Source organism: Pseudomonas alkylphenolica, from assembly GCF_016009175.1.
Classification (GTDB): domain Bacteria; phylum Pseudomonadota; class Gammaproteobacteria; order Pseudomonadales; family Pseudomonadaceae; genus Aquipseudomonas; species Aquipseudomonas alkylphenolica_B.
This window is the reverse complement of sequence record NZ_JADUCM010000023.1, coordinates 40,866-64,925: the sequence shown is the minus strand read 5'-3', so window position 1 is coordinate 64,925 and position 24,060 is coordinate 40,866. Positions and strand designations below refer to the sequence as shown.

Below are 24,060 nucleotides of genomic sequence, written 5' to 3'. Positions count from 1 at the left end.
TCAGGTCGACATTTTTTGACCCCGCAATGGATATTACTGTTTGCGCGCCTCGAGTATCAGGTTAAAGGGCGTCTCGGTTGCCCGGCGAAAGTGTTTGAACCCGGCCTGCTCGAACACGGCGCGCAGTCGCGCTTCCCCCGCTTGCGCGCCTAATCCCAGGCCGACTTCCTGGGAAAGGGAATTGGGCGTGCAGATAAAGGTCGAGGCGGCGTAGAACAGGCGGCCCACCGGCGTGCTGTTTTCATCCAGGCTGTCATGGGCAAAGGGTTCGACCAGCAGCACCGAACCATCGGCCTTGAGTGCATCGAACGCATGGCGGGCAGCGCCGACCGGATCGCCCATGTCATGCAGGCAATCGAAATAGCAGATCAGGTCAAAGTCGCTGTGCGGAAAGTCTTTGGCGCTGGCCTGGATGAACTGCGTGCGCTCGGCCACCCCGCCTTCAACAGCGCGTTGACTCGATACCGTAATCGAGGGGGCGTGGTAGTCGAAACCGTAGAACGTCGATGCCGGGAAGGCCTGGGCCATGATCACTGTTGATGCACCGTGTCCACAGCCGACATCGGCAACCTTGGCGCCTGCCTGCAATTTGTCGACCACCCCGGTCAGGGTCGGCAGCCATTCGGCGACCAGATGAGCGCGGTAGCCGGGGCGGAAGAACCGCTCGGTTCCGCTGAACATGCAGGGGTGATGATCACCCCAGGGCAGTGCGCCGTTGCCGCGCATGGCCGCGACCAGTTTGTCTTTGTCGTGATACAGCGCAGCAATCACCGAGGCGCCGCCGGCGACATACACCGGTGAGTCTTCAATGGCCAGGGCAAGGGCCTGTTCTTCGGGCAGGCGGAAGCGGCCGTTCTGGTGTTCCATATAGCCCGATGCGGCCTGGGCACTGAGCCATTCGCGTAGCAGCCGGGCGTTGCAGCCGGTCTTTTCTGCCAGCGCGTCGGGGGTGATGAACTGGCTGTCGGCCATGGCCCGGTACAGGCCCAGTTCATCGCCGAGGATAAGGTTCGCCAACAGGGCGGCGGCACCCATGTCGTTGACCAGTTTTCCCATGAAGTCATTCATCTTGGCTTCGTCCATTGCGTGTTCTCCTGCAAGAAGTCCAACGTCAACGGGGCCGTCACTGGCAGTGACGACCTCGGCCATTTCTCGTGGGGCAATCTATAAGTCTAGTTCAGCGTGACTGGCCGGAAGACCGTTCACGCAAGGCCTTGCTGACTTTTGACTGGATCTCGTAGGCCGGTGCTTCGACGGCATCGAAGTCGCGCGAGTACCGCCGGGCAAACTCCTCGACACCCCATTGCTGGTACTGCTGCACATGGTGCAGTTCGTGGGCCCAGAGCGCGACATTCTCCTCGGCATCCTCGGCATGGCGAAAAACAATGATGTCGATCAGAGTCACGGCATTGACGTCGGGGTTTTGCAGCACGGCGTTGGCGCTGTCCAGGGCTTGCTCGTCGCCTACCTTGTAGCGCGCGGCATCGAGGACCTGAAAGTCGTAGTAGGGCTCGAGCTGGGCACGGATATGTAGCGGGATCGGTTGCAGCGTGCCCATGGCTGCAGTGTCGCGGGCCTGTTGCAGGGCCACCGCCAGTGAACTGCTGGCCATGCGCCCGAGGTCGTCGAGGACGGTGCCGGCCTGGCCGGGGTCGATGGGCGAGCAGATGCAACTGCCCAGGCAGATTTCGTATTGGCCAACCGGACAGGCGGCGAAAACCTGGGGAGCGTAGAGCAGGGCGAGGCCAAGCAGCAATCGTTCAGCGATGCTCATGCACAGCCTCGTTGATAAACGCACGGGAGGCGCTGAGGACTTCTTGCTGGCTGTCTTCGTTGGCCAGCATGCGGGCGATTACCAATGCACCCACACACTGGCTGATCAGTGCCCATGCCAGTGCGGGGTCTTCGAGGGTCTCAGCCCAGGTTTGCTGCAGGGTGCGCAGCCAGTGTTCAGCCTCTTCGCGTACCGGCAGTGGGCCTTGGGCGATCTCGGCGCCCAGGGCCGGGATGGCGCAACCGCCTTCAGGGTTGTGCACGTGGGCCAGGCTCAAGTACTGCTCCAGGCAACGCTCCAGGCGCTGCCGGGTCATCGGTTGCTGGGCGATGGGGCTGTGGCTCAGTTCGCGGCGTACGACCTCGGTGAACAGGTCGTCCTTGGAGGGGAAGTGGTTGTAGAAGGCGCCGCCGGTCAGGCCGATGGCTTTCATCAATCCGGCCACCCCGGTGGCATTGAAGCCGCCACGCTTGGCCAGGGCGCCACTGCTTTCCAGCAATTTCTGCCGGGTTTGTTCCTTATGGGTGGTGGAGTAGCGCACGCCGACTCGCTCCGTATTGCTGGCTTGACGAAGTCAGGATCATAGCATAGCGTTCGTTAACTAAATGATCGTTTACCAATGGAGCGATGCATGACACATAACAAGAAAGTGGTGCTGGTGGTGGGGGCCGGGGATGCGACCGGTGGTGCGATTGCCAAGCGCTTTGCCCGGGAAGGCTATATCGCCTGTGTGACCCGGCGCAGTGCTGACAAACTGCAGCCACTGGTAGACGAGATTCGGGCGGCAGGTGGCGAGGCGCACGGCTTTGCGTCCGATGCACGCAAGGAGGAGGAGGTGGCCGCGCTGGTTGAGCAGATCGAAAGCACCCTGGGCCCGATTGAAGCGTTCGTGTTCAACATCGGCGCCAATGTGCCCTGCAGCATTCTTGAGGAGACCGCGCGCAAGTATTTCAAAATCTGGGAAATGGCCTGCTTCGCCGGCTTCTTGACCAGTCAGGCGGTGGCCCGGCGTATGGTTACCCGGGAGCGCGGCACCATCCTGTTTACCGGTGCTACTGCCGGCTTGCGCGGCGCGGCAGGCTTTGCCGCCTTTGCCGGGGCCAAGCATGGCATCCGAGCACTGGCGCAGAGCATGGCCCGCGAGCTGGGGCCGCGTAACATTCATGTCGCCCATGTGGTGGTCGATGGCGCCATCGACACTGCGTTCATCCGCGACACCTTTCCCGAGCGCTATGCGCTCAAGGATCAGGATGGCATTCTCGATCCTGCCCATATCGCCGACAGCTACTGGTTCCTGCATGCCCAGCCGCGGGATGCGTGGACCTTCGAGCTTGACCTGCGCCCCTGGATGGAACGCTGGTAAGCCTTACACAACAACAAGAAAAAGGATGCTGTGCAATGAGCAAGACTGTCGAATTCTTCTTTGACCTGGGCAGCCCGGCCAGTTACCTGGCCTGGACCCAGTTGCCGGCCTTGTGTGCCCGCCATGACGCGCAACTGGTATACCGGCCGATGTTGTTGGGCGGGGTGTTCCAGGCTACCGGCAACGCCTCGCCGGCGATGGTGCCGGCCAAAGCCCGCTATGTGTTTGCCGATTTTCAACGCTATGCCGGCCGCTATGGCGTGACGCTGGCGTTTCCACCTGGGTTTCCGATCAATACCCTGACGTTGATGCGCGGTACGATGGCCGTCCAGCTGTTCGCCCCGGAGCGCTTCGAGACTTACCTGAAGGCTGTGTTCCCGGCGATTTGGGTACAGCAACGTAACCTTGGCGATCCTCAGGTACTGGCCACCGTTCTGCAGGAAGCGGGGTTCGACCCGGAGCAGTATCAAGCCTGGACTGCCGACCCCCAGGTCAAGGCCGCACTCAAGGACGCCACCGAAGAGGCGGTACGCCGCGGTGCCTTCGGTGCACCGACGTTCTTTGTTGGCGAGCAGATGTTTTTTGGTCAGGACCGCCTGGAATTTGTGGAAGAAGCATTGCAGTGAGTCAGTACAGACAAGTGTAGCGGTTAAATTTCCTGTAACTGTATGGAGGAGGTGGATCAGCACTCCGTTAGTGTCATTCGAGCCCTGATCCCCCTTGGAATGTCTGCCATGCTCAGCTCAATCGACCTGATAACCGCGTTCGTACTGTTCGCCTTCGTCTCTTCAATCACTCCGGGGCCCAACAACACCATGTTGCTGGCCTCCGGGGTGAACTTTGGCGTGCGCCGGTCGATTCCCCACGCCCTGGGCATCAGCGTCGGCTTCATGGTCATGGTGCTGGCGGTGGGGTTCGGGCTGGGTGAAGTGTTCAAGGCGTTCCCGCCGATCTATACGCTGCTGCGTTACGTGGGCGCTGCATACCTGTTGTACCTGGCGTGGAAAATAGCCACGTCCGGGCCGATGTCCGTCAATAGCGCTGAAAGCCGGAAACCTTTGGGGTTTTGGGGCGCGGCGGCCTTTCAGTGGGTCAACCCCAAGGCCTGGGTCATGGCGGTAGGCGCCATCACCACCTACACGCCGGCACAGGGCTACGTTACCAACGTGATTGTGATCGCCGCAGTGTTTGCGTTGGTCAACCTGCCCAGCGTGTGTATCTGGGTCATGTTCGGCAGTGCCTTAAGGACGGTTCTGCAGAACCCGCGCTGGCTGATGCTGTTCAATCTGTTGATGGCGGCGCTGCTGGTGATATCCCTTTACCCGCTGCTCTTTGTAGAATCCAGCTTTTCCTGAATGAGTGCGCTGGCACATGCAGTTGATTCCCTGGTCCCATGACACGAGTGCCGGCTTCACCTTGCGCGGCTGGCGCTCGCCCGCCAGCGGCAAACCCTTGCTGCATTTCCTCCACGGCAACGGCTTTTGCAGCCTGGTGTACCAGCCAATGCTGGCGCGCCTGGCCGAGCATTTCGACCTCTGGCTATGTGATGTGCAGGGCCATGGTGACAGTGACCACGGCGGCCCGTTCCAAGGCTGGAACCGGACGGTGGAACTGGCTATCGAAGCGTTCGAGGCCGGTCGCGGTGAATACGCCGACGTACCGCGCTTCGCCCTCGGCCACAGTTTTGGCGGGGTACTGACCGCGCTGATGCTGGCGAGCAGGCCGCAGTTGTTCCAGCGTGCGGTGCTGCTGGATCCGGTGCTGTTCAGCCGTTCGATGATCGGCCTGATGGGGGCGGCTGCACTGGTCGGCCTGCACCGCCGCCACGCCCTGGCCCGCAAGGCCGCCACGCGGCGCAGCCATTGGCCGGACCGTACGGCTGCACGCGCCTCGCTGGAAGGCCGGGGCATCTTCAAGGGCTGGAGCGAGACCGCGCTGCAGTCCTACATCGAGCACGCCATCGGTGATTATGGCGAAGGGGTGGTACTCAAGTGCCGGCCCAGCCGCGAGGTGGAAATCTTCAGTTCCTTTCCAAAGCGCATGTGGGCGTCATTGACCCAGGTACAGACGCCGACGCTGGTGCTCTATGGCGAGCACACTTACCCCTTCGTGCCGCAATCGGTGCAACGCTGGGCGCAAGACAACCCTCATGTCGAAGCAACCCAGGTACCCGGTGGGCATTGCTTCATGCAGGAAGATCCCGCCGCCTGCAGTGAGCGGGTCGAAGGCTTTCTGTTGAAATAGCCCGTCAGGCGATGTCACTGGCCTCAAATTCTGCCGCAAGAAAATCCAGCAGGCTGCGCACAGACGGCAACAAGCCACGTCGCGATGCGAATACGGCGTGTACCACACCGCATTCCGGCGCCCAGTTCGGCGCGGCGGGTACCAGTTGCCCGTTGTCCATGGCTTCACGGATCACCACCAGCGGCAGGTGCACCACGCCCACACCGGCGACTGCCGCCTGACGCAGTACCACCAGGTCATCGGTCACCAGCCGCGGCGTATGACGCAGGCTGGCACGGGCACCGTCGGGGCCTGACAGGTGCCAGTGGTAGTCGCGTTGCGGATTGCCCCAATGCAGGCTCGGCAGGGTGGTGACGTCTGTGGGTACCGGGCGCTCGGGCAAGCGCTCGAGCAACGTCGGCGCCGCCACCAGGCACTGGGTGCTGCGCGCCAATACTTTCATCACCAATTCGCTGCTTTCCAGTGGTGGTACCCGCACGCGTAGCGCAATGTCGATGCCTTCCTGAATCAGGTCGACCTGGCGATTGGTGCTTTCGATGTGCAATTGCACCAGGGGGCATTGCACCATGAAACGGGTCAACATGGCCCCGACCCAGAAATCCAGCAGCGCCGTAGGGCAGCTCAGACGCACGATGCCTTGTGGCTCGGCGCGGTTGCGTTCGATCAGCTCGGCAGCACCCTCGGCTTCCACCAGCATGGCGACGCAATGGCGGTAGTAGGCCTGGCCGATCTCCGTCACTGAGAAGTGCCGGGTCGAACGCTGAATCAGACGCACCCCAAGGCGCTCTTCGAGCGCCGCGATGCGTCGGCTGAGCTTGGATTTAGGCATGTCCAGTGCGCGACCGGCCGGGGCAAAACCGCCGTGCTCGACCACCTGGGCAAAATAGTAAAGGTCGTTAAGGTCTTCCATTATTGTTCCTCAAATAGAACACTGAAGGCAGTTTACCGGATCTACCGCCGGTGTCGTTGCGCTCGTATGGTTATAGCCATCCACGAGAGGAGACATCTCATGAAAAAAATCCAAGGCGTCTACAGCAGCCCCACCCCCCACTGGGTCGGTGATGGCTTCCCGGTGCGCAGCCTGTTCACCTACGACAACCTGGCCCAGCACATCAGCCCGTTCCTGTTGCTGGACTATGCCGGTCCGCACGATTTCACCCCGACCACGGCCCGTCGCGGTGTCGGCCAGCACCCGCATCGCGGTTTCGAGACGGTGACCATCGTCTACCAGGGTGAGCTCGAGCACCGGGACTCCACCGGTGCCGGCGGTCTGATTGGCCCGGGCGACGTGCAATGGATGACCGCAGCGGGCGGCATCGTGCACGAGGAGTTCCACTCTCCGGCCTTCGCCGCCAAGGGTGGCACCCTGGAGATGGTCCAGCTGTGGGTCAACCTGCCGGCCAAAGACAAGTCCGCGCCAGCCGGCTACCAGACGCTGCTCAGCAACGACATCCCGGTAGTGTCCCTGGACGGTGGCCGCGCCAGCCTGCGGGTTATCGCCGGTGAGTATCGCGGGCACCAGGGGCCGGCCAGAACCTTTTCGTCCATGGATGTCTGGGACCTGCAGCTCAAAGCCGGCGCGTCGTTGACCCTGCCCGGCGCGGCGGGTCGCAGTACCGCGCTGGTGGTGTTGCGCGGCTCGCTGCTGGTCAATGGCGAGCGTCAGGTCGGGCCTGCGCAACTGGTGCTGTTCGACCGTGCCGGTGACGAGCTGCTGCTTGAAGCGCAAAGCGACGCAGCCGTGCTGTTCCTGGGCGGCGAACCGCTGGATGAACCGATCGTCGGTTATGGCCCCTTCGTGATGAACAGCGAAGCGGAAATCGCCGAGGCCTTTGACGATTTTCGTGCCGGCCGCTTCGGCCAGATGAGCGGGCCGCAAGGTGCTCGCCACGACGGCTAGTCTGATTAACCCGAAGGTTGCCCGGCGGGGGCCTTCGTTCCCGGTTGCCAGCATTGCTGGCAACCCGATAGCAAGGAGTACCTAGCATGAGCACATTTGCCAATACCGCGAATTTCAACGGTCAGGTGCCGCGCATCGATCCCGACGATGCCGCGATGCTGCTGATCGACCATCAGAGTGGCTTGTTCCAGACGGTCAAGGACATGCCCATGACGGAGTTGCGGGCCAACGCCATCACCCTGGCCAAGATTGCCAGCCTGGCGAAGATTCCGGTCATCACCACTGCGTCAGTGCCGCAAGGCCCCAACGGCCCGCTGATTCCGGAAATCCATGAAGCGGCGCCCCATGCTCGATACGTCGCACGCAAAGGTGAAATCAACGCCTGGGATAATCCAGAGTTCGTCGCCGCAGTAGAGGAGACCGGACGCAAAACCCTGATCATCGCCGGCACCATTACCAGCGTCTGCATGGCCTTCCCGAGCATCAGTGCGGTAAATGCAGGCTATAAAGTATTTGCGGTGATCGATGCCAGCGGTACCTATTCGAAGATGGCCCAGGAAATCACCCTGGCCCGTGTAGTGCAGGCGGGTGTGGTACCGATGGACACCGCTGCGGTGTGCTCGGAAGTACAGCGCACCTGGAACCGCGAAGACGCCCTCCAGTGGGCTGAGGCCTACAGCCATGTGTTTCCGCATTACCAACTGCTGATCGAAAGTTATGCCAAGGCGCAACAAGTGGCCCGTGACAACGAAGTGCTGGACTCACAACGCTGACCCCTCATGGCCGGTGTATTTACATACCGGCTCATCAATGCAAGGAGTAAGACCATGAGCAAGCCCTATGTACGTCTGGACAAGAACAATGCGGCAGTGCTGCTGGTAGACCACCAGACCGGTCTGCTGTCGCTGGTGCGTGACATCGACCCGGACAGGTTCAAGAACAACGTGCTGGCGGTCGGCGACCTGGCCAAGTACTTCAAGTTGCCGACCATCCTGACCACCAGCTTTGAAACCGGCCCCAACGGCCCGCTCGTGCCGGAATTGAAGGCGCAGTTCCCCGAGGCGCCTTACATTGCGCGTCCGGGCCAGATCAACGCCTGGGACAACGAAGACTTCGTCAAAGCCGTCAAGGCGACCGGCAAGAAGCAACTGATCATTGCCGGTGTGGTGACAGAAGTATGCGTAGCGTTCCCGGCGCTGTCGGCACTGGAGGAGGGCTTTGAAGTGTTCGTGGTGACCGACGCCTCGGGCACCTTCAACGAGCTAACCCGCGACTCGGCATGGAACCGCATGTCGCAAGCCGGTGCCCAGCTGATGACCTGGTTCGGCCTGGCCTGCGAACTGCACCGTGACTGGCGCAACGACATCGAAGGCCTGGGTACGCTGTTCTCCAATCACATCCCGGACTACCGCAACCTGATGACCAGCTACAACACTCTGACCAACGGCAAGTAACGCGGTGGATGAACCCCCGCCGGGCGAACGGGTGGCCGGGCGGGGGTTTTTGCTTATACCCAGGATTCCAAGGTGCGCGGCAAGGTAATCTAGGTGAATGAAAGCATTCAGTTCCCTGCAAGGCTACCGCCGCACACTGCGCAGCGCACCGACGCTGACCGTCTGGCTGCGCTACCGGGCGCCTTATCACTGGCCTTCCATGTTGGGCTTTTTGCAGGCGCGCAGCATTGCCGCCATTGAAACCGTGGAGGCCGGCGAGTACCGGCGCACCGTGTTGCTTGGCGGTCATCATGGCATTGTTCACTGTCGCCCCGTAGCCGCCGATCAATTGGCGGTCACTCTGTACGGGCTGCCGCCCCGTGTGTTGCCCGGGTTGGTTGCTCGCCTGCGGCGGGTGTTCGACCTGGATGCCGAACCGCAACGCATCGAGCGGGATTTAGGTCGTGACCCATTGATGGCCGGGTTGATAACAGCCCGGCCTGGCTTGCGCGTGCCCGGTGGCTGGGCGGCGTTCGAGCAGTCGATGCGTACTGTACTCGGCCAGCAGATCAGTGTGGCCGGCGCCATGACGCTTGCCGGGCGGATGGTCGCTCGCCATGGCGTGCCACTGGCGCCGGGGCTGTCCACTGATGAGCGTCTTACCCACGTGTTCCCTCAGCCGGAGGTGATTGCCGCGAGCGACCTGAGCAGCCTGGGCATGCCCCGCGCCCGCGCGGCGACATTGTCGGTCATGGCCCGGGCCATACTTGATGAACCCAGGCTGTTGCATGGCGATACCGACCTGCATACCTGGGTCAAGCGGTTGTGCCAGTTGCCGGGTATCGGCCCCTGGAGTGCCCAGTACCTGGCGCTGCGTCAACGGGCGGATGCCGATGCGTTTCCGCTCGGCGATGTGGCGCTGATCAAGGCCTTGCGCCAGCTTGAACCCGGCGGCGTAAAACTGGCCGAACGTGCACTGGCCTGGCAGCCGTGGCGCGCCTATGCGGCCCAGCATCTGTGGGCTTCGTTGAGCGCACCTTAGCCGGACTGGCGCCAGTGCACTTCGGTAATCCCGTAGCGCTCGGCCATCGGTTTACTGACCAGCTTGACCTTCTCCAGGCCAAAGCGGCCGATCCTGCCGACACCGGCATCGCAACTGGCCCAATGCCAGGCCTGGGCGTTATCCATGTGCTCTGCACGAATGATGAAAGACTTGGCGGTACCGTGCAGCAGATAGTCAATCACGTAGAGTTTTGCGTTGTTCATGGGCCAGTGACGATCCTTTCCGGGCAGTGAACAGGAAAATACGGCTACTGAAGGTAATGAGTCCGGCGGCGGTGGAAAAATTCAATCGGATTTCGACCAGTGCCATCGCTTTATCAATTGGCATCTGTGGGCGTTGAGTGGTAATTGAGAGTCTGGGCCCATGCGACATGAGGGTTACACCATGTCATTGATTGGCGTTTCCACACTTGAACTGCGGCAACTTATCGAGCAGGCGTTCGCGCCGGAGCACTGCGAAGCTTCCTGTGATGACGGCGAGTGGCTGACCATTCGTCTGGGGCACGGCGGTAATCTGTTTGTGACAGAAGTACGCCTGGACAGTGTGACCAGTTGTCACGACGTCTTCACGCTGGTTGGACATATCCATGAACAGCAACGCCTGGCGCTTGACCCGGATGTACTCAGGGGGCGTGAAGTGGTCTGAGGGGGCGGCCCGCTATCGTCTTGCCAGACGATCGATTACTTGCACTCGGCCAGCACCACTTTGCAGGTATTGGGCGTACCACCGGAGCGACCGGCATAGCGTATGCAATTGTTCATCGACTTGGTGCGCGCCATGTGCATCGTCGAGCCCCAGGCCAATCCTCCTTCGCCTGCGGTGGGCAGCGCCTTGGCGTAGCAGCTGGAGCCAGCATTTGCATAGGCATAGCGTGCTTTCGAGGCTTTGTTCGAACACCCCGCTGTCAGTGCAAGGCCAAAGGCGAGCAGCAATGAAAGGGTGATGGGCGGGCGTGGACGTGCTGATAAACCGATCATTTCAGGTTTGATCCTGTCGCTGGCGTGCAGGCTTGCACAGCGCTGTTGTGTGCAAGTAAAGAACGCCGGGCGCTGATTGTCAGGCACCAGCCGTCGTGTCGCTGCTCACCGTGCGCTAATGCCTCGGCACCGGCCCGTGGACCTGTGCCGAGGCGCAGACTTCAGCGTTTAGCCACCAAAATCGATCACCATGCGGCCTTTGATTTTCCCTTCCAGCATTTCGTCGAAGATCTCGTTGATGTCTTCGATCGGACGCAGGGTCACTTTGGGTACGACTTTGCCTTGGGCAGCAAACTCGAACGCCTCCTGCAGGTCCTGGCGGGTGCCCACCAACGAGCCGACCACCTCGATGCCGTCGAGCACCAGCCGGGGAATGTTCAGGTTCATGGCTTCAGACGGCAGCCCGACCGCGACCAGACGCCCGCCTGCGCGCAGCGCGTCGACTGCCGAGTCGAACGCTGCCTTGGCGACTGCGGTGACCACCGCGGCGTGGGCACCACCGGTTTTCTCCTGGATGATTTTCGCAGCATCCTCGGTACGTGAGTTGACCACCAGGTCGGCGCCCATTTCGCTGGCAAAGCGCAGCTGCTCGTCGTTGACATCGACGGCGATCACCCGGGCATTGAAGACGTTCTTGGCGTATTGCAGGGCCAGGTTGCCGAGGCCACCGAGGCCGTAGATCGCAATCCACTGCCCGGGGCGGACGTTGGAGATCTTCACCGCCTTGTAGGTCGTGACGCCTGCGCAGGTTACGCTGCTGGCGGCGGCAGAATCGAGTCCGTCCGGCACTTTCACCGAGTAGTCGGCCATCACGATGCATGCCTCGGCCATGCCACCGTCCACCGTGTAGCCGGAGTTCTTCACGTCGCGGCACAGCGTTTCGTTGCCGCTGGTGCAGTACTCGCAATGCCCGCAGCCTTGATAGAACCACGCCACACTGGCACGGTCGCCGGGTTTGAGCGACGTGACACCGGGGCCTACTTCCTGGACGACGCCGATACCCTCATGGCCGAGAATTACCCCGGTCTTGTCGCCGAAATCGCCGTTTTTGACGTGCAGGTCGGTGTGGCAGACCCCGCAGCACTGCATCTTCAGGAGCGCTTCGCCGTGCTTGAGGGGCCGCAGGGTTTTCTCGACCACGTCCACGCGTTGTCCTTTTGCAACAACAGCCGCTTTCATAAATGCCTCCTTGTCTCTCTGAGTGCGCTTGATTTATCGCAGGGTCAGCATAGCCAATTCACCTCACAAGACAGTGACGGGGGACAAGGTGCAGTTACTTAAGTGAGGGCGGCCGGCTCAGATCAGCAGCCTGAGCGTGTCGAACAACTGCCTGTCGTCCGTTTTAGACGAGCGGGCGCGACGGCGGATGACCTGGAGCAGGCAGTCGACGAAGCACTGCGCTGCCGTGCCGAGCTGGGTATTGCGCGGTGTGACGATACCGATGGTGTCGGTAGCGAATTTTTCCGCCAGGTCCAGCCGGGCAACCCGTTCGCGGTAGATCGGCACCGTGAGCATGGGCTCGGGGCAATAGCCGAGCATGTCGGTCTGCTCCATCAGCGACAGCATCAACTGCAACGACTGGGCGCGCTGTACCTGTTCGACCGGGATCTGTGCGCTGTGTTGCCAGAACAGTTCGGTCATGAAGTCTTCGTGGCCGGTGTCCGGATAATTGACCACCCAGTCCTGGTCCAGCAGCTCATGGATGGAGCGGCTGCCGCGTTTCGGGTGATCACTGCGGGCGATCACCGCCATCTGGTAGGACAGCAGCGGATCACAGGCAAATTCCGGGCGTGGCAGCAGGGCAGAGACCAGCCCGATGGCGAAGTCCATGGTGCCTTCGCGCAGGCGCGGCAAGGTGACGGCCATCAAGCCTTCGAAGATCTCCAGTCGCACTTTCGGCATGCGTTGGCGAAACAGCTGCACGACTTCCGGCAACAACGCCATGCCCATCCATGGCGAGATGGCAAAGCGCAAGTGGCCTTCGATATGGCCCTTGAGGTGGGTCAGTTCCAGTTGCGCCTGTTCGAGCTGCCCGAGCATCTGCCTGGCATGCAGCAGCAGTGAGCGTCCGTACACCGTCAGCCCCACGCCGCTGGCGTTGCGCACCAGCAGTGGCAGTTGCAGGTGCGTTTCAAGCTCACGCAGCGCCTTCGAGATGGCGGTCTGTGAGACGTCAAGTTTGCGCGCGGCAGCCCGGATACTGCCGCAATCGGCAATGGCCACCAGTGCCTGGAGTTGATGCAGCTTCATCGTTTCCCTTGCTGTTGAGCGTAAACCTTTGGTTGTCAGCCCAACCGTTTTGCGGACTTCCGAGGCCACGGAACGTCACCCTATGATTTCCCCAGCATGCCCAGCTCTGGGAAAAACAACAACAGGAAACGCCATGACACACCCGTCCGTGCTACCCGGCATCCAGGCCATCGAAGATGAAATGATCGCTTTGCGCCAGCATTTGCATGCCCACCCGGAACTCAGCTTCGAAGAGTTCGCCACCAGTGACCTGATCGCCGCCAAGCTCCAGGAGTGGGGCTATGAAGTGCATCGCGGGCTCGGTGGCACCGGTGTAGTCGGACGATTGCAACGTGGCAGCGCCCAGAAGGTGATTGGCCTGCGTGCCGACATGGACGCATTGCCGATTACCGAGCAGACCGGCCTGCCTTACGCCAGCAAGCACGAGGGCAAGATGCATGCGTGCGGCCATGACGGGCATAGCGCCATGCTCCTGACCGCCGCAAAGTACCTGGCACAGCACCCAGCGTTCGAGGGAACGCTGACGCTGATTTTCCAGCCGGCCGAGGAGGGTGATGGCGGTGCCCGGCGCATGCTGGAGGACGGCCTGTTTGAGCGCTTCCCGTGTGACGCGGTGTTCGCAATGCACAATATGCCGGGGCTGCCGGTCGGCAAGTTCGGCTTTCGCAGCGGCCCTTTCATGGCCTCGACCGACACCGTGACGATCCGCATCCACGGCGTCGGTGGCCATGGCGCCATGCCGCACAAGGCCATCGACCCGGTGCTGGTCGGCGCTGCCATCGTCATGGCTTTGCAGAGCGTGGTAGCGCGCAATATCGACCCGCTCGACTGCGCCGTCGTTTCGGTCGGTGCGTTCCATGCCGGTATTGCCGCCAACGTCATTCCTGAACACGCGGAACTGCAACTGAGCGTACGCGCCCTTACGCTGGCGGTGCGCGACCAGTTGATCGAACGCATCACCGCACTGGCCCAGGCGCAGGCTGCCAGCTTCGGTGCCACGGTGCAGGTGCTGGTCGATGAAGCGCAGCGCTTCCCGCCGCTGGTCAATCATGAGCAACCGACAGCGTTCGCACGCCAGGTGGCCCTCGACTGGCTGGGTAGCGAAGGGGTGATCAGCGAGACCGCGCCACTGACCGGCAGCGAAGATTTCGCCGTCATGCTCCAGCATTGCCCTGGCAGCTATTTGCTGATCGGCAATGGCGATGGGGAAGGGGGCTGCATGGTGCACAACCCCGGTTACGACTTCAATGACGACTGCCTGGCGCTGGGTGCTACTTACTGGGTACGTCTGGTCGAAACCTTTCTGGCCTGAATCTCGCCGCCTGCCTGCCCGCTGCTGTGAGTGCAGCGGGCCAGAGGAGTTGTCATGTCCGTTACCGTTATCCCGGCGGCCAATGTTGCCATTGGCCGCCCGTCGATCAGTACCCGTGCCATCGCTGCGATCACCCTGGGTTCGGCGCTGGAGTTCTTCGAGTTTTCCGTCTTCAGCTTCTTCGCCACGCTGATCGGCCGGCAGTTTTTCCCGGCACAGAGCGAGCTCAGCCAATTGCTGCTGGCATTGGCGACGTTTGGCCTGGGCTTTGTCATGCGCCCGCTGGGCGGCCTGATCATTGGCGCCTATGCCGACCGCGTCGGGCGCCGTCCGGCGATGTTGTTGACATTGAGCTTGATGGCCGTGGGCTCGACCGTACTGGCGTGCGCACCCACCTATGCGCAGATAGGCCTGGCTGCACCGCTGATGATTGTCGCCGCGCGGCTGATACAGGGTTTCGCTATTGGTGGTGAAGTCGGTGCCTCGACGGCGATGCTGATGGAGTACGCCGATGACCACAACCGGGGCTTCTATGGCAGTTGGCAGTTCTTTAGCCAGGGCCTGAGCTTTCTGTTGGGCTCGGTCGTCAGCCTGGCCCTGACTACCAGCCTGAGCACTGAAGCGCTCGAAAGCTGGGGCTGGCGCATTCCATTTCTGGTCGGTTTGCTGATTCTGCCGCTCGGTGTCTACATCCGCCGCCACCTGCAGGAAACCGCAGAGCATGCAACGCCCGGCGAAGCCAAGACCTCAGCACTGCAGCTGATTTTTACCCGGCACCGCCGCGTACTGGTGGCCGGCGTGCTGATGACCATCGGCGGCACTGCCAGCAGCTATATCGTGCTCGACTACATGACCAACTACACCGTCGCCGTGCTCAAGCTGCCGATGTCCACCGGCATTGGCGCCTCGTGCCTGGGTGCCCTGGTGCAGATCATGCTGTCGCTGTGGGCGGGCAAGCTCAGTGATCGCATCGGTCGGCGGCGCACCATCGCCCTCGGTAGCATCCCGATGCTGCTGTTGATCTACCCGGCCTTCGTGTTGATGACCCACTACCCGACGTTGCTCACTTTGCTGGGTGTGTCGCTGGTCTGCACCTTTTTCCTGGTACTGATCACCGGACCGTCGGTGGTGATGCTCACCGAGCTGTTCCCGCGGGCTATCCGCGCCTCCGGGCTGTCGCTGGTGTACTGCCTGGGCGTCTCGATATTCGGCGGGTTCGCGCAGTTCTTCGCCACTGGCCTGATCAGCCTCACAGGCGACAACCACGCACCGGCGTTCTACGTGATGGTGTGCCTGTGCGCCACCCTCGCCGGGCTTTCGCTGGTCAAGGAGACCGCCGGCAAACCGCTGGACTAGACCGCCGGCCACGGCGGCTGGCAACGATGACTGAACAATAACAACAAGCGCTTCGAGCGCCCCTTGCGATGGATACCTGCATGACTTTTCTTTCGACCTCCCGGCCGCTGGTAATCGCCTGCGTGACCGTTTTTCCGTTGCTGTCGACGGCGGGCGAACACGGCTTCATCGAGGACAGCGAATTGCTGCTGAGCACGCGCTCGGTCGTCCTCAACAACCAGATCAAGGGTGATGGCCATGACCGCCGCCCCAACAACAGGCGCGATCCGCACGACGTGTCGCTCGGCTTGAAAGCCAACTTCAATTCCGGTTTTACCCAAGGGACGCTGGGGCTGGGGGTTGATGCGTTCGCTTACAGCGGTTTCAAGCTCGATGGCGGCGATGGCCATGCCGGCTACGGCACGGTGCAGATGAACAAGGAAGGCGAAGCCCAGCGCAGCTTCGGCAGGGCCGGTGCGCTGGTCAAGGCACGCTACGGACAAACGCAACTGCGCTACGGCCAGATGCAGGTCACCAACCCGGTGTTTGCAACCTCCGACACCCGGGTATTTCCCAGCACGGCCACCGGTTTTCTGCTGAGCAGTGAAGACCTCGCCGGTTTGTTGCTTGAAGGCGGGCACTTCACCGCGGGCACCGAGCCGTCCTCGACCAGCAGCAAGGGCGGGCTGTGGGCCAACTACGCCAACATCCAGACGCGCGCAGTCGATTTCGCCGGCGCTCGCTATGCCTTGAATGATCAATGGGCGGTGAGCCTTTACGGGGCCGATTTTCAGGACCTGTGGCACCAGTACTATGTCGGCAGTACCTACCGCTGGACCCTTGATCCGGCGTCGCGGATCGACCTCGACGTCAATGCCTACCAAACCAACGATGCCGGTCAGGCCAGGGCCGGTGACATCGACACCACCGCGTTTTCCACCCAGGTCGCCTACACCTGGCTCAACCATAAGCTAAGCCTTGGCTTCCAGCGGATCATTGGCGACACCCCGTTCGACTACATCGGTTTTGGCAACAACGGCTCGGGTGCGTTCGGCAACTCCATCTACCTGAGCAATCCGGTGATGGCCTCGGACTTCAACGGCCCCAACGAAAAATCCTGGCAGCTGCGCTACGACCTGGATATGGCCCCTTACGGCCTGCCGGGTTTGAGTTTCATGAGCCGTTATGTGTACGGCTACGACATCAGTCGCTCACCCAACCCTAATTACCAGGCGTGGTCGGCCGCCGACGATGCGCAGCATCAGGAGCTGGATCTGGAGGCGCGTTACGTCGTTCAGAGCGGCACTGCCAAAGGCCTGAAAGTGCGTTTGCGCGAGGGTTATCACAACGCCATGCGTGGCCAGCCCGATGGCGATATCAGCATGCACATGCTGATTGTGGAGTGGCCGCTGCGCCTCTTCTGAGTTCAAAACAAACCAACAAGAACAGCACCACAAGGACACCTTGACCATGCGCAAAAAACCGGCTTGTTTATCCTTCACCCTGTTGGGCTTGCTGATCGCCTCGGCGAGTCAGGCCGCCGAAAGCGATTGGGTCGAAGCCGCGGTAACGGCAGTCAACCCGCAAGTGATCGAATGGCGCCACGACATTCACCAGCACCCGGAGCTGGGCAACATGGAAGTGCGCACCGCAGCATTGGTGGCCGAACAGCTGCGTGCCTCGGGCATCGAGGTGCGTACCGGAGTCGGCAAGACCGGCGTGGTCGGCGTCTTGAAGGGTGGCAAGCCCGGCCCGGTGGTGGCCCTGCGCGCCGACATGGACGCTTTGCCGGTGAAGGAAATGACCGGCTTGCAGTTCGCCAGCAAGGTACAGGGCCTGCGCCTGGGCAAAACGGTGCCGGTCATGCACGCCTGCGGTCACGATACCCACACGGCGATGCTGCTGGGCGCTGCCAAAGTGCTGGCCGAACACCGTGAACAGATCGCCGGCACCGTGGTGTTCCTGTTCCAGCCGGCGGAGGAGGGCGCGGCGGACGCCGATGACTTTGACACCAGCAGCGTCGCCGGTGCCCGCGCGATGATCCGCGACGGCGCCCTCGACTCGCCCAAGGTGGAGGCGGTGTTCGGCGTGCACGTAATGGCCGGTTACCCGACGGGGCACCTGTATTACAAGGCCGGGCCGGTGCTCAACAGCGATGACGAATTTCGCATCACCGTCAGCGGCCGGCAGACCCACGGCTCCGCGCCCTGGACCGGCAGCGATCCGATTGTCGCCAGCGCCCAGATCGTCAACGGCCTGCAGACCCTGGTGAGCCGGCGCAGCGACCTGACCAAGGGCATGGGCGTGATCAGTGTCGGCTCGATCAACGGCGGTACCGCCAGCAACATCATCCCCGAGTCCGTGGTCATGACCGGCACCATCCGCTCAAATCACCCGGACATCCGCGCCGGCATCCTTGAGCAGATGCCGGCGATGGTCGGCAACATCGCCAGCAGCTACGCCACCACGGCCAAGCTGCAGCTGGTGCCTTACGCGCCGGTGACCGTGAACGACCCGGCACTCACCCAGGCCATGGTGACGGCCCTGGAAAAGGCGGCGCCCGGCAAGGTGGAGCGCTTGCCGGCCTCGCTCTCACCCAGTGAAGACTTCGCTTTTTACGCGCAGAAAGTCCCGGGCCTGTTCGTGTTTCTCGGCGCGACGCCGGAGGGCGAAGACATGAGCAAGGCCGCCAACAACCACAGCCCTTACTTCACTGCCGACGACGCGACCCTGGCGACTGGGGTGAAGGCGCATGTGCAGTTTGTGCTCAACTACGCATCACGTTAAACGCCAACGCTGTTGTTTTTGACCGCCATGGGGTGTACACCCCATGGCTGCCGCCATCATCCAGCAAGGAGCCAGGCATGAGTGTTCGAGGGAATGATCGTCAGATCGACAACATTGAGTTCAACGTCAGCGATATTGCTTGCAGCAAAGCTTTCTACGGCGCGGCATTTGGCTGGACATTCGTTGACTACGGCCCGAGCTATACCGAATTCAGCGATGGCCGGCTCACCGGTGGTTTTACTACCGGCGAGGCTGTGCGGCCGGGCGGGCCATTGATCATCCTGTATGCGGATGACCTTGATGCGGTGCAGCAGCGTCTTCAAGGCCTTGGCGCCGTCATCAGCCGTGAAACCTTTGCGTTTCCAGGTGGGCGCAGGTTTCATTTCATCGACCCGGACGGCTATGAGCTGGCGGTCTGGACCGCGCAACAGTAGGGCTTGGCGCTTGATGTCAGGGATGGCTCTTCAAGAGGGCCGTCTCCGAGTGCAGCAATGTAGTGCTCAGAGACTGTCCGGATCCCCGAAGAACATTTTGACTTGGCTCAAGGACGGTAGTTTCAGGATGGATTCTTAAAACTGTGCCCCCAATTTTGCCCCCAGTCCCAACCGGTACGCGGGCGATCGTGATTGGCGATTTCTGACACGGATCAGGATAGTCGTCGGCGGCTTTTAGTGTACGTCACTCCCGGCTTGCTCAGAGGTTGCCGGGATAATTGGTTGTCAGGACCGGCTTTTTTCAGATTTCCCAATCAAGAGGGATCATTGAAAATCAGCGCGGTTTTGACAAAGCCTGGGTCCGAAGCTGGCGGTCGTGGAGGGCAGCAAACGCACTGGTTTCTCTAACGCCGAAACTGTTGATACACCGTTGACCCAGGGCCGAATCACTCCAGCATATCTCCCCATGCAGCGCCCGAGCAGAGCACCCTCAGCACGCCGTCGAGCATCAGGCGATATCGTTCATGCGGTCGCCCCTCTGCATGGATTTCGGTGATGAGGTAGGTAACCACAGTCCAGGCTTCGCCGGTAGTCTGCTACTGACGAGGCGTGCGGCAATCGCTCAAGTACGTGGCGCAGCCACGTATAGGGATCTTGGCCGTTGATCTTGTGATTGACAAATGACCAGCTCCACGTCCAATTTCGACAGGCTGCACCATGCGACTCAATGAACGCTTTCGGCTAACTCCACGACCCATGATGCACCTTGTTCAATAAGAAGTTAAAAAATCAGAACCTATAGGTTGTCCGGGGCTGGTAGAGGCTCGGGTATGCCGAAAATTTTCACTTCACCCGCTTGCAACCATTGTGTCTGCAAAATGCTTTTTCTTGCTGCCTCAGGATCGGCTGAATAGTAAACGATGGCCAGGCTTTTTTGTGCACGGCTGCATGTCACATACAACAACCTGCGCGTACGCGTCAGCGGATTATCATCTCCGTCAGCTTGCTTTTGCAGGTCACTTGCCGATGGAGGCGTTACGCCCAAGGCCTTGTCATAGCTCCACATAAAACCGGCTGCTTCCTTGTCACTGAGAATTACCATCACACGTGGGAACTCAAGCCCTTTGACGCCTTGATGGGTTCCATATGGAGAGAGCTCGCTACAGTAGTCCGCATAGGCCCTTAATTCAGAAAATCGGTTTCCCAGCATCTGACGGTACGCATGAGTTTCTAGAACGCCTCGTTCACCAGATTCGGGAGCAGGTTCAGAGGTAGCGCCCAGACGGAAAGCGGCCTCAAGACGCTCGGGAACAGGCAGAAGGTGGGTAGCCAGCAATACATCAACTACGTCGCAAATCAGCGGATCTGCATCATTGAAAATCGCGAGCAATGCCTGAGTAGCACTGCCGACACGCTCGACAGCTGCGTACTGGTCTGTAAGCGTTTGGAGGTACGCCCGATCAAGCAGCGGAGAGCGAAGCCTTACGGCCTCCATAAGCCTGAATGAGTCGATAGCGGCAGCATCAAGAATAGGGATTACTCCTTCAACAAAGAGTTTCAGTACCGACAATGTGCCGTCCAACAGACCTGTTCTGATGTGCTCCACGGCGTAGAGAGGGGAGAAAACGCCTTCGAACCCCATTCTCCTGCCGGCCATCTTGTGCTCCAGGATCAAGGTTTTTCGATTTGAAGGGCCCTTGGCCCATTCATCGTCACCCGTTAAGTCCGCCATGAGGGTGGCGATCTCATTCTCGACTTGAAAGTCTTTTGCCTGATCATGAGAAACGCAGTACATGCGTACTGCTCCCTCAGGCGCGCCTTCTATAGGATCCTGACGATGAGTGTCTACTTGAGCGCGAATGTCGTTGATCAACGTCACGACGCGTTTTGGGCACCTCCGATTGATGATCTTTGCTGGCTTGGCCCAGCGTTCGGGAATGGCACTCTCCAATCGCTGTTTGCCATGCCCGTAGATGCTCTGCATGGTGTCACCGATTAGCCCCAGGCAGAATCGATCTGAGGCCTGCGCTTCTGCCACGAGGAATGCATCGAGGAGTACCTCCATCGTGTCCTGACTTTCATCAATCAGCAGGACGGGATACTTGTCGACCAAGACATCCAGCAGAGGAGGGCGCTGTAGAAATGCAGCTGCCATGCCGATGACCTCGGAATGGTTCAGGGCTTGGTGGCCGCGATTGTCTCCAGTCGGGCTATAGGTGAAAGCCGGAACGAGCTCGATGTTTTCAAGCCGGCGGGTCTTGCTCTGCAGTTCTGCGCGGTTGCGCCTTAACGTCTTGTTCTCTCCGCGAGCTTTAGCAATATCGGCTTCCAGCCTGCGGATGTCCTGGGCCAGCTTTATCCGTAGCCAGGCTCGGATTTCGTCGTTAAATCCTTTGATCATCAGCCAGGAAAACGCATGAATCGTAGACACCTCAACCAAAGGGTCATATTCAAGACGTCGGATAACCTCCTCGGCTGCAGCATTGGTGTAGGTGATGATGGCAATTTTCCTGCCCTCGACGAACAGTTTCTCGTTGAATCTGCTCTTGCAACTTCTGACGGCTTCAACCAACGAGTAGGTTTTTCCTGACCCTGCACCGGCATACAAGAAAAAGCTTTTGGGGTTGTTCAGGTCGAGACACTCCTGTATCACCTCATCAGCATCACGATTGAGGGGGGCGGTCGTTGTCATGATGCCACCTCCTCATCAGCAGCCGTCACAAGCAGCAGTTCAGATCGCTTCTTCATGAGGTTCAACTCAAGCCAAACCAGCCCCTCACTGATGTATTCAGGAAGCTTCAAACTCTTGAACGCTGGATCCCCAAGCACCTGCAAGGCAAATTGGGCTTTGTCACCGGTGCGCAGGGCTTCAAATAGGTCATTGCTCAGGGCATCAGTCGTTTTGGCTGAACGAAGTGCTTTATGGAAGGTACCTAGCAGGCCTCGGCCAGCGCGATTGGTGAAGTACTCGGTATTGCTCAACACCAAACTGTCTTCAAATGTGTTCGCAAGCACTTCCACATCACCGATCTCGGGCAGACTGACGGCTATCGGCGTCTGGTAAGCAATGCGTATGGCAAAGAGATCATCAATCACCTGCCACTTAGCCTCAGGCGGCATGAGCATCAGGTCATCAACCTGGGCAGACTCCCCCTTCATTCTGATCCAATGGCGCAAGGTTGGGTTGTTTGTGGTGAGACCGGCACCTAGCTTGGCAGGCTGGGCGCTCCGCTTTTTTCCGGCATCCAGATCCGTGATGACGAGTGTCAGGATCCCCAGCGCATCAATCAAAGGCCTTAAGCGGTGCGCATGACTACCACCAATATCAAGAATGGTGATGTAACACTGATCAAGGAACTCATATTTTGATCGCAAGAAATGCGGCAGTAGCATCCTTTCTGCCGCACCCTCCACCAAGATCACGGCGTCTGCAAAAAAGAGGTCTGCGTGTTGCGCTCGCAGGTAACGCGTGACGAATTCCTGAGTGTAGGTTTTATCGCCGAAGACATTGGACAGGTTGGACACGGTGGAGACGGGCACCGGGATGTTATCCATGCCGGCTGGCAGGCGCCTGAAGTAGCGCAAGTGCTGGTATTCGACCTCATGAGCAACGTGACTCGAATGAGTACTGACAACCAGCTGTGTATTGAGGTTGGGGTACTGCTTGGTCAACTCATCCCGGCACAACACTTCGTAAGCATGCTTTACGAAGACCTGCTGCACCTGGACGTGCAAGTGCGCTTCTGGCTCCTCGACCAAGACGAGATGGATGGGCTCGATCCCTGTAGCCGTTTGGACGTCGGGGTTCCGAGACCGTCTCAACCAGTCATCCCTGAAACTCATCAGGCGGAAAATCATCCAGATCAAGTTCTGATAACCCAAACCGTTCGAGGTTTCGGGCAGCTTCAGCACAGGGGTGCCTACCTGGCGTGCAAATGAGTCAACTTCGAAAAGCACCGCTGCTTCGTGATTCAATCCATCTGTAGCGGCTAGCTTCGCCTGAAGTGTGATCATTGGATCGCTGCGTCCTGGGTAACCGAGCGTCTGCACTTGCTTCAGCGCAGGCCCAAAGCTGTCACTTAAACGGGTGTTGAACGCAGATTGAGCTACCTCAATTGCTCGCAAGGCCTTGAGGTCAGCTACCAGAGGTGTATCGCCCGGGTCGAGATGCTTCTGATAGTAAGCCCTGAGTTGGTCGGAGAGCTTTTTTCCACCTTTTACGGTTTCTTCATAGCCTTCATCGCCGTGGTCACCGAACCCCCTCTGAGCATTGATTTCGTGAATTTTGATTAGACCCTCTAGCGGGTTTTTCTCCAGGGGCAAAGCTGTCGGGTTGAGTCGCTGGGGCAGGGCTCGGCGAGTATTTGTACAAGTGGTTTGCAGCTTGGCGGGGTCTAGGCGGTACGCGCGAATTTTGAAGAAGCGTCCCATCCTGCGGCTCAAGTAGTCGGTCAGCCCCTGAGGCCAAAGTGACAATTTCGCCGGCACTTCTTCGACATCGTCTTCCTGGTCGGCGGATTCATCAGCAGCGTCGAGCATTGCCTTGGCCACCTTCGGATCGGCAGCCAATGCGGCTTCGAGCAACCCAACGCGTTCACGCTGCTTTCTGTAGTCGGCATAGAGTTCTGCCATGTCATCTGGTTCCAATCGGAACCGCATGCCCACCAATCCCCCGCGCCATTCGAAGTTGGGTATCAAGTCTCGAATGAAGTGAAGCTCACCTGATTCAGCTGAGATCCAAATATCCAGATGCGGTAGCCAGTCGTCCCAATCGTTGACGTTCGGCAGAGCGTCATCGCTCCCGTCGACTTCCCATTCCTGACCAATTTCTTCGATCTTGGTGAAGTGAGCCAAGGTCAAATCTTGGAGCTTGAAGCCGGAAGCCTTACCACTGAAAAACTTGCGAAGAGCGAGCATTGCTGATGACTTACCGCTGTTGTTCGCACCTACGAGCAGTGTGGTTTCGGCGGAAAGGTCGATTCGAACTGAGAGAAGCTTACGGAAATTCGCAACTTCCAGATGTTGGATTTGCATGCGTCATCCTTGAGCTGGCGATGTCAGAGTGACATCGAATGTACAACGGATACCTTTGGAATCCAATCCATGCTCAGGTCGACTCGACCTTGAGTATGGCCATTCATGGCTTTGACCATCTCCTCTGGAGCAACGCCCCTGAGGATGCAGTCGT

At 60.0% G+C, this 24,060-nt stretch carries 24 protein-coding genes and 2 pseudogenes; 14 read left to right on the top strand and 12 right to left on the bottom strand.

Translation table 11 applies throughout. The annotated features are described in order from the left end of the window. Nucleotides 1-33 precede the first annotated feature (33 nt). From I5S59_RS18595 to I5S59_RS18585, 3 genes are all read right to left on the bottom strand, one after another. Nucleotides 34-1,083: a class I SAM-dependent methyltransferase gene (locus I5S59_RS18595; RefSeq protein ID WP_197877921.1), complete on the bottom strand. Its 1,050-nt coding sequence runs from the start codon at nt 1,081-1,083 to the stop codon at nt 34-36. Nucleotides 1,084-1,177: 94 nt separating this feature from the next. Next, on the bottom strand, nt 1,178-1,774 hold the full coding sequence (locus tag I5S59_RS18590; RefSeq protein WP_197877920.1) for a DUF4157 domain-containing protein: 597 nt from the start codon (nt 1,772-1,774) through the stop codon (nt 1,178-1,180). After that, complete coding sequence (locus I5S59_RS18585) at nt 1,761-2,315, bottom strand: TetR/AcrR family transcriptional regulator (RefSeq protein WP_197877919.1); 555 nt, start codon at nt 2,313-2,315, stop codon at nt 1,761-1,763. Before I5S59_RS18585 ends, I5S59_RS18590 begins: the two co-directional genes overlap by 14 nt. A gap of 90 nt (nt 2,316-2,405) precedes the next feature. Between I5S59_RS18585 and I5S59_RS18580 the strand changes: the two genes are divergently transcribed. The 4 genes from I5S59_RS18580 (at nt 2,406) to I5S59_RS18565 (ending at nt 5,381) form a co-directional block, all read left to right on the top strand. Beyond that, the gene (locus I5S59_RS18580) at nt 2,406-3,137 is read left to right on the top strand and encodes an SDR family oxidoreductase (protein ID WP_197877918.1); all 732 of its coding nucleotides are present in this window, start codon (nt 2,406-2,408) and stop codon (nt 3,135-3,137) included. Nucleotides 3,138-3,172: 35 nt separating this feature from the next. Then, the gene (locus I5S59_RS18575; RefSeq protein ID WP_197877917.1) at nt 3,173-3,763 is read left to right on the top strand and encodes a 2-hydroxychromene-2-carboxylate isomerase; all 591 of its coding nucleotides are present in this window, start codon (nt 3,173-3,175) and stop codon (nt 3,761-3,763) included. Between the two features lie 99 nt (nt 3,764-3,862). Then, nucleotides 3,863-4,492 carry a LysE family translocator gene (locus I5S59_RS18570; protein WP_197877916.1) on the top strand — a complete coding sequence of 210 codons (630 nt, stop codon included), beginning with the start codon at nt 3,863-3,865 and terminating at the stop codon, nt 4,490-4,492. Nucleotides 4,493-4,508: 16 nt separating this feature from the next. After that, nucleotides 4,509-5,381 (top strand): alpha/beta fold hydrolase, encoded by an 873-nt coding sequence (locus I5S59_RS18565; RefSeq protein WP_197877915.1) that lies wholly within the window; start codon nt 4,509-4,511, stop codon nt 5,379-5,381. A 4-nt stretch (nt 5,382-5,385) separates the two neighbouring features. Here I5S59_RS18565 and I5S59_RS18560 read toward each other — a convergent pair whose 3' ends face one another. Beyond that, nucleotides 5,386-6,291, bottom strand: coding sequence for a LysR family transcriptional regulator (locus I5S59_RS18560; RefSeq protein ID WP_197877914.1), 906 nt, complete (start codon nt 6,289-6,291; stop codon nt 5,386-5,388). 99 nt (nt 6,292-6,390) lie between these two features. Between I5S59_RS18560 and I5S59_RS18555 the strand changes: the two genes are divergently transcribed. From I5S59_RS18555 to I5S59_RS18540, 4 genes are all read left to right on the top strand, one after another. After that, entirely contained in the window at nt 6,391-7,281 is an 891-nt protein-coding gene (locus tag I5S59_RS18555; protein ID WP_197877913.1) for a pirin family protein, read from the top strand. 86 nt (nt 7,282-7,367) lie between these two features. Beyond that, the gene (locus I5S59_RS18550; protein ID WP_197877912.1) at nt 7,368-8,054 is read left to right on the top strand and encodes a hydrolase; all 687 of its coding nucleotides are present in this window, start codon (nt 7,368-7,370) and stop codon (nt 8,052-8,054) included. A 54-nt stretch (nt 8,055-8,108) separates the two neighbouring features. Next, nucleotides 8,109-8,735, top strand: coding sequence for an isochorismate family cysteine hydrolase YcaC (gene ycaC, locus I5S59_RS18545; RefSeq protein ID WP_197877911.1), 627 nt, complete (start codon nt 8,109-8,111; stop codon nt 8,733-8,735). A gap of 97 nt (nt 8,736-8,832) precedes the next feature. Beyond that, on the top strand, nt 8,833-9,756 hold the full coding sequence (locus I5S59_RS18540; RefSeq protein WP_197877910.1) for an AlkA N-terminal domain-containing protein: 924 nt from the start codon (nt 8,833-8,835) through the stop codon (nt 9,754-9,756). On the opposite strand, the gene I5S59_RS18535 is transcribed toward I5S59_RS18540, so the two are convergent. Beyond that, nucleotides 9,753-9,980 (bottom strand): DUF6555 family protein, encoded by a 228-nt coding sequence (locus I5S59_RS18535; protein ID WP_197877909.1) that lies wholly within the window; start codon nt 9,978-9,980, stop codon nt 9,753-9,755. The genes I5S59_RS18540 and I5S59_RS18535 overlap by 4 nt on opposite strands. A 181-nt stretch (nt 9,981-10,161) precedes the next feature. On the opposite strand from I5S59_RS18535, the gene I5S59_RS18530 reads away from it, so the two are divergent. Then, nucleotides 10,162-10,422, top strand: a complete 261-nt coding sequence (locus I5S59_RS18530) for a DUF1652 domain-containing protein (protein ID WP_197877908.1) — start codon at nt 10,162-10,164, stop codon at nt 10,420-10,422. A gap of 35 nt (nt 10,423-10,457) precedes the next feature. On the opposite strand, the gene I5S59_RS18525 is transcribed toward I5S59_RS18530, so the two are convergent. The 3 genes from I5S59_RS18525 to I5S59_RS18515 form a co-directional block, all read right to left on the bottom strand. After that, nucleotides 10,458-10,754, bottom strand: a complete 297-nt coding sequence (locus I5S59_RS18525) for a hypothetical protein (protein ID WP_197877907.1) — start codon at nt 10,752-10,754, stop codon at nt 10,458-10,460. Nucleotides 10,755-10,922: 168 nt separating this feature from the next. After that, nucleotides 10,923-11,933, bottom strand: coding sequence for an alcohol dehydrogenase AdhP (gene adhP / locus I5S59_RS18520; RefSeq protein WP_197877906.1), 1,011 nt, complete (start codon nt 11,931-11,933; stop codon nt 10,923-10,925). A gap of 117 nt (nt 11,934-12,050) precedes the next feature. Next, the gene (locus I5S59_RS18515; protein ID WP_197877905.1) at nt 12,051-13,004 is read right to left on the bottom strand and encodes a LysR family transcriptional regulator; all 954 of its coding nucleotides are present in this window, start codon (nt 13,002-13,004) and stop codon (nt 12,051-12,053) included. A gap of 133 nt (nt 13,005-13,137) precedes the next feature. On the opposite strand from I5S59_RS18515, the gene I5S59_RS18510 reads away from it, so the two are divergent. The 5 genes from I5S59_RS18510 (at nt 13,138) to I5S59_RS18490 (ending at nt 18,872) form a co-directional block, all read left to right on the top strand. Continuing rightward, nucleotides 13,138-14,316 carry a M20 aminoacylase family protein gene (locus I5S59_RS18510; protein WP_197877904.1) on the top strand — a complete coding sequence of 393 codons (1,179 nt, stop codon included), beginning with the start codon at nt 13,138-13,140 and terminating at the stop codon, nt 14,314-14,316. Nucleotides 14,317-14,370: 54 nt separating this feature from the next. Beyond that, a complete protein-coding gene (locus tag I5S59_RS18505; protein ID WP_197877903.1) occupies nt 14,371-15,672 on the top strand; it encodes an MFS transporter in 1,302 nt (433 codons plus the stop codon). A gap of 80 nt (nt 15,673-15,752) precedes the next feature. Further along, on the top strand, nt 15,753-17,075 hold the full coding sequence (locus tag I5S59_RS18500) for an OprD family outer membrane porin (protein WP_197877902.1): 1,323 nt from the start codon (nt 15,753-15,755) through the stop codon (nt 17,073-17,075). 46 nt (nt 17,076-17,121) lie between these two features. Then, nucleotides 17,122-18,438 carry an amidohydrolase gene (locus tag I5S59_RS18495; RefSeq protein ID WP_197877901.1) on the top strand — a complete coding sequence of 439 codons (1,317 nt, stop codon included), beginning with the start codon at nt 17,122-17,124 and terminating at the stop codon, nt 18,436-18,438. A gap of 77 nt (nt 18,439-18,515) precedes the next feature. Next, a complete protein-coding gene (locus I5S59_RS18490; RefSeq protein ID WP_128325718.1) occupies nt 18,516-18,872 on the top strand; it encodes a VOC family protein in 357 nt (118 codons plus the stop codon). A 449-nt stretch (nt 18,873-19,321) separates the two neighbouring features. Here I5S59_RS18490 and I5S59_RS26770 read toward each other — a convergent pair. The 4 genes and pseudogenes from I5S59_RS26770 to I5S59_RS18475 all read right to left on the bottom strand — a co-directional run. Then, a pseudogene (locus I5S59_RS26770) lies at nt 19,322-19,444 on the bottom strand (IS5/IS1182 family transposase); the annotation flags it as partial. Next, nucleotides 19,395-19,541 (bottom strand): annotated as a pseudogene (locus I5S59_RS26485) (transposase domain-containing protein); the annotation flags it as partial. The pseudogenes I5S59_RS26770 and I5S59_RS26485, both read right to left, overlap by 50 nt. A gap of 127 nt (nt 19,542-19,668) precedes the next feature. Continuing rightward, nucleotides 19,669-21,564 (bottom strand): UvrD-helicase domain-containing protein, encoded by a 1,896-nt coding sequence (locus I5S59_RS18480; protein ID WP_197877900.1) that lies wholly within the window; start codon nt 21,562-21,564, stop codon nt 19,669-19,671. Further along, a complete protein-coding gene (locus I5S59_RS18475) occupies nt 21,561-23,906 on the bottom strand; it encodes an AAA family ATPase (RefSeq protein ID WP_197877899.1) in 2,346 nt (781 codons plus the stop codon). Before I5S59_RS18475 ends, I5S59_RS18480 begins: the two co-directional genes overlap by 4 nt. Between the last annotated feature and the right edge of the window lie 154 nt (nt 23,907-24,060).

Coding starts and splice junctions, on each gene's coding strand:
- I5S59_RS18550 (WP_197877912.1), top strand. CDS start 7,368: ATGAGCACATTTGCCAATACCGCGAATTTCAACGGTCAGGTGCCGCGC.
- I5S59_RS18480 (WP_197877900.1), bottom strand. CDS start 21,564: ATGACAACGACCGCCCCCCTCAATCGTGATGCTGATGAGGTGATACAG.
- I5S59_RS18515 (WP_197877905.1), bottom strand. CDS start 13,004: ATGAAGCTGCATCAACTCCAGGCACTGGTGGCCATTGCCGATTGCGGC.
- ycaC (WP_197877911.1), top strand. CDS start 8,109: ATGAGCAAGCCCTATGTACGTCTGGACAAGAACAATGCGGCAGTGCTG.
- I5S59_RS18495 (WP_197877901.1), top strand. CDS start 17,122: ATGCGCAAAAAACCGGCTTGTTTATCCTTCACCCTGTTGGGCTTGCTG.
- I5S59_RS18500 (WP_197877902.1), top strand. CDS start 15,753: ATGACTTTTCTTTCGACCTCCCGGCCGCTGGTAATCGCCTGCGTGACC.
- I5S59_RS18560 (WP_197877914.1), bottom strand. CDS start 6,291: ATGGAAGACCTTAACGACCTTTACTATTTTGCCCAGGTGGTCGAGCAC.
- I5S59_RS18535 (WP_197877909.1), bottom strand. CDS start 9,980: ATGAACAACGCAAAACTCTACGTGATTGACTATCTGCTGCACGGTACC.
- I5S59_RS18510 (WP_197877904.1), top strand. CDS start 13,138: ATGACACACCCGTCCGTGCTACCCGGCATCCAGGCCATCGAAGATGAA.
- I5S59_RS18590 (WP_197877920.1), bottom strand. CDS start 1,774: ATGAGCATCGCTGAACGATTGCTGCTTGGCCTCGCCCTGCTCTACGCT.
- I5S59_RS18530 (WP_197877908.1), top strand. CDS start 10,162: ATGTCATTGATTGGCGTTTCCACACTTGAACTGCGGCAACTTATCGAG.
- I5S59_RS18575 (WP_197877917.1), top strand. CDS start 3,173: ATGAGCAAGACTGTCGAATTCTTCTTTGACCTGGGCAGCCCGGCCAGT.
- I5S59_RS18555 (WP_197877913.1), top strand. CDS start 6,391: ATGAAAAAAATCCAAGGCGTCTACAGCAGCCCCACCCCCCACTGGGTC.
- I5S59_RS18505 (WP_197877903.1), top strand. CDS start 14,371: ATGTCCGTTACCGTTATCCCGGCGGCCAATGTTGCCATTGGCCGCCCG.
- I5S59_RS18570 (WP_197877916.1), top strand. CDS start 3,863: ATGTCTGCCATGCTCAGCTCAATCGACCTGATAACCGCGTTCGTACTG.
- I5S59_RS18525 (WP_197877907.1), bottom strand. CDS start 10,754: ATGATCGGTTTATCAGCACGTCCACGCCCGCCCATCACCCTTTCATTG.
- I5S59_RS18490 (WP_128325718.1), top strand. CDS start 18,516: ATGAGTGTTCGAGGGAATGATCGTCAGATCGACAACATTGAGTTCAAC.
- I5S59_RS18540 (WP_197877910.1), top strand. CDS start 8,833: ATGAAAGCATTCAGTTCCCTGCAAGGCTACCGCCGCACACTGCGCAGC.
- I5S59_RS18475 (WP_197877899.1), bottom strand. CDS start 23,906: ATGCAAATCCAACATCTGGAAGTTGCGAATTTCCGTAAGCTTCTCTCA.
- I5S59_RS18580 (WP_197877918.1), top strand. CDS start 2,406: ATGACACATAACAAGAAAGTGGTGCTGGTGGTGGGGGCCGGGGATGCG.
- I5S59_RS18595 (WP_197877921.1), bottom strand. CDS start 1,083: ATGGACGAAGCCAAGATGAATGACTTCATGGGAAAACTGGTCAACGAC.
- adhP (WP_197877906.1), bottom strand. CDS start 11,933: ATGAAAGCGGCTGTTGTTGCAAAAGGACAACGCGTGGACGTGGTCGAG.
- I5S59_RS18565 (WP_197877915.1), top strand. CDS start 4,509: ATGCAGTTGATTCCCTGGTCCCATGACACGAGTGCCGGCTTCACCTTG.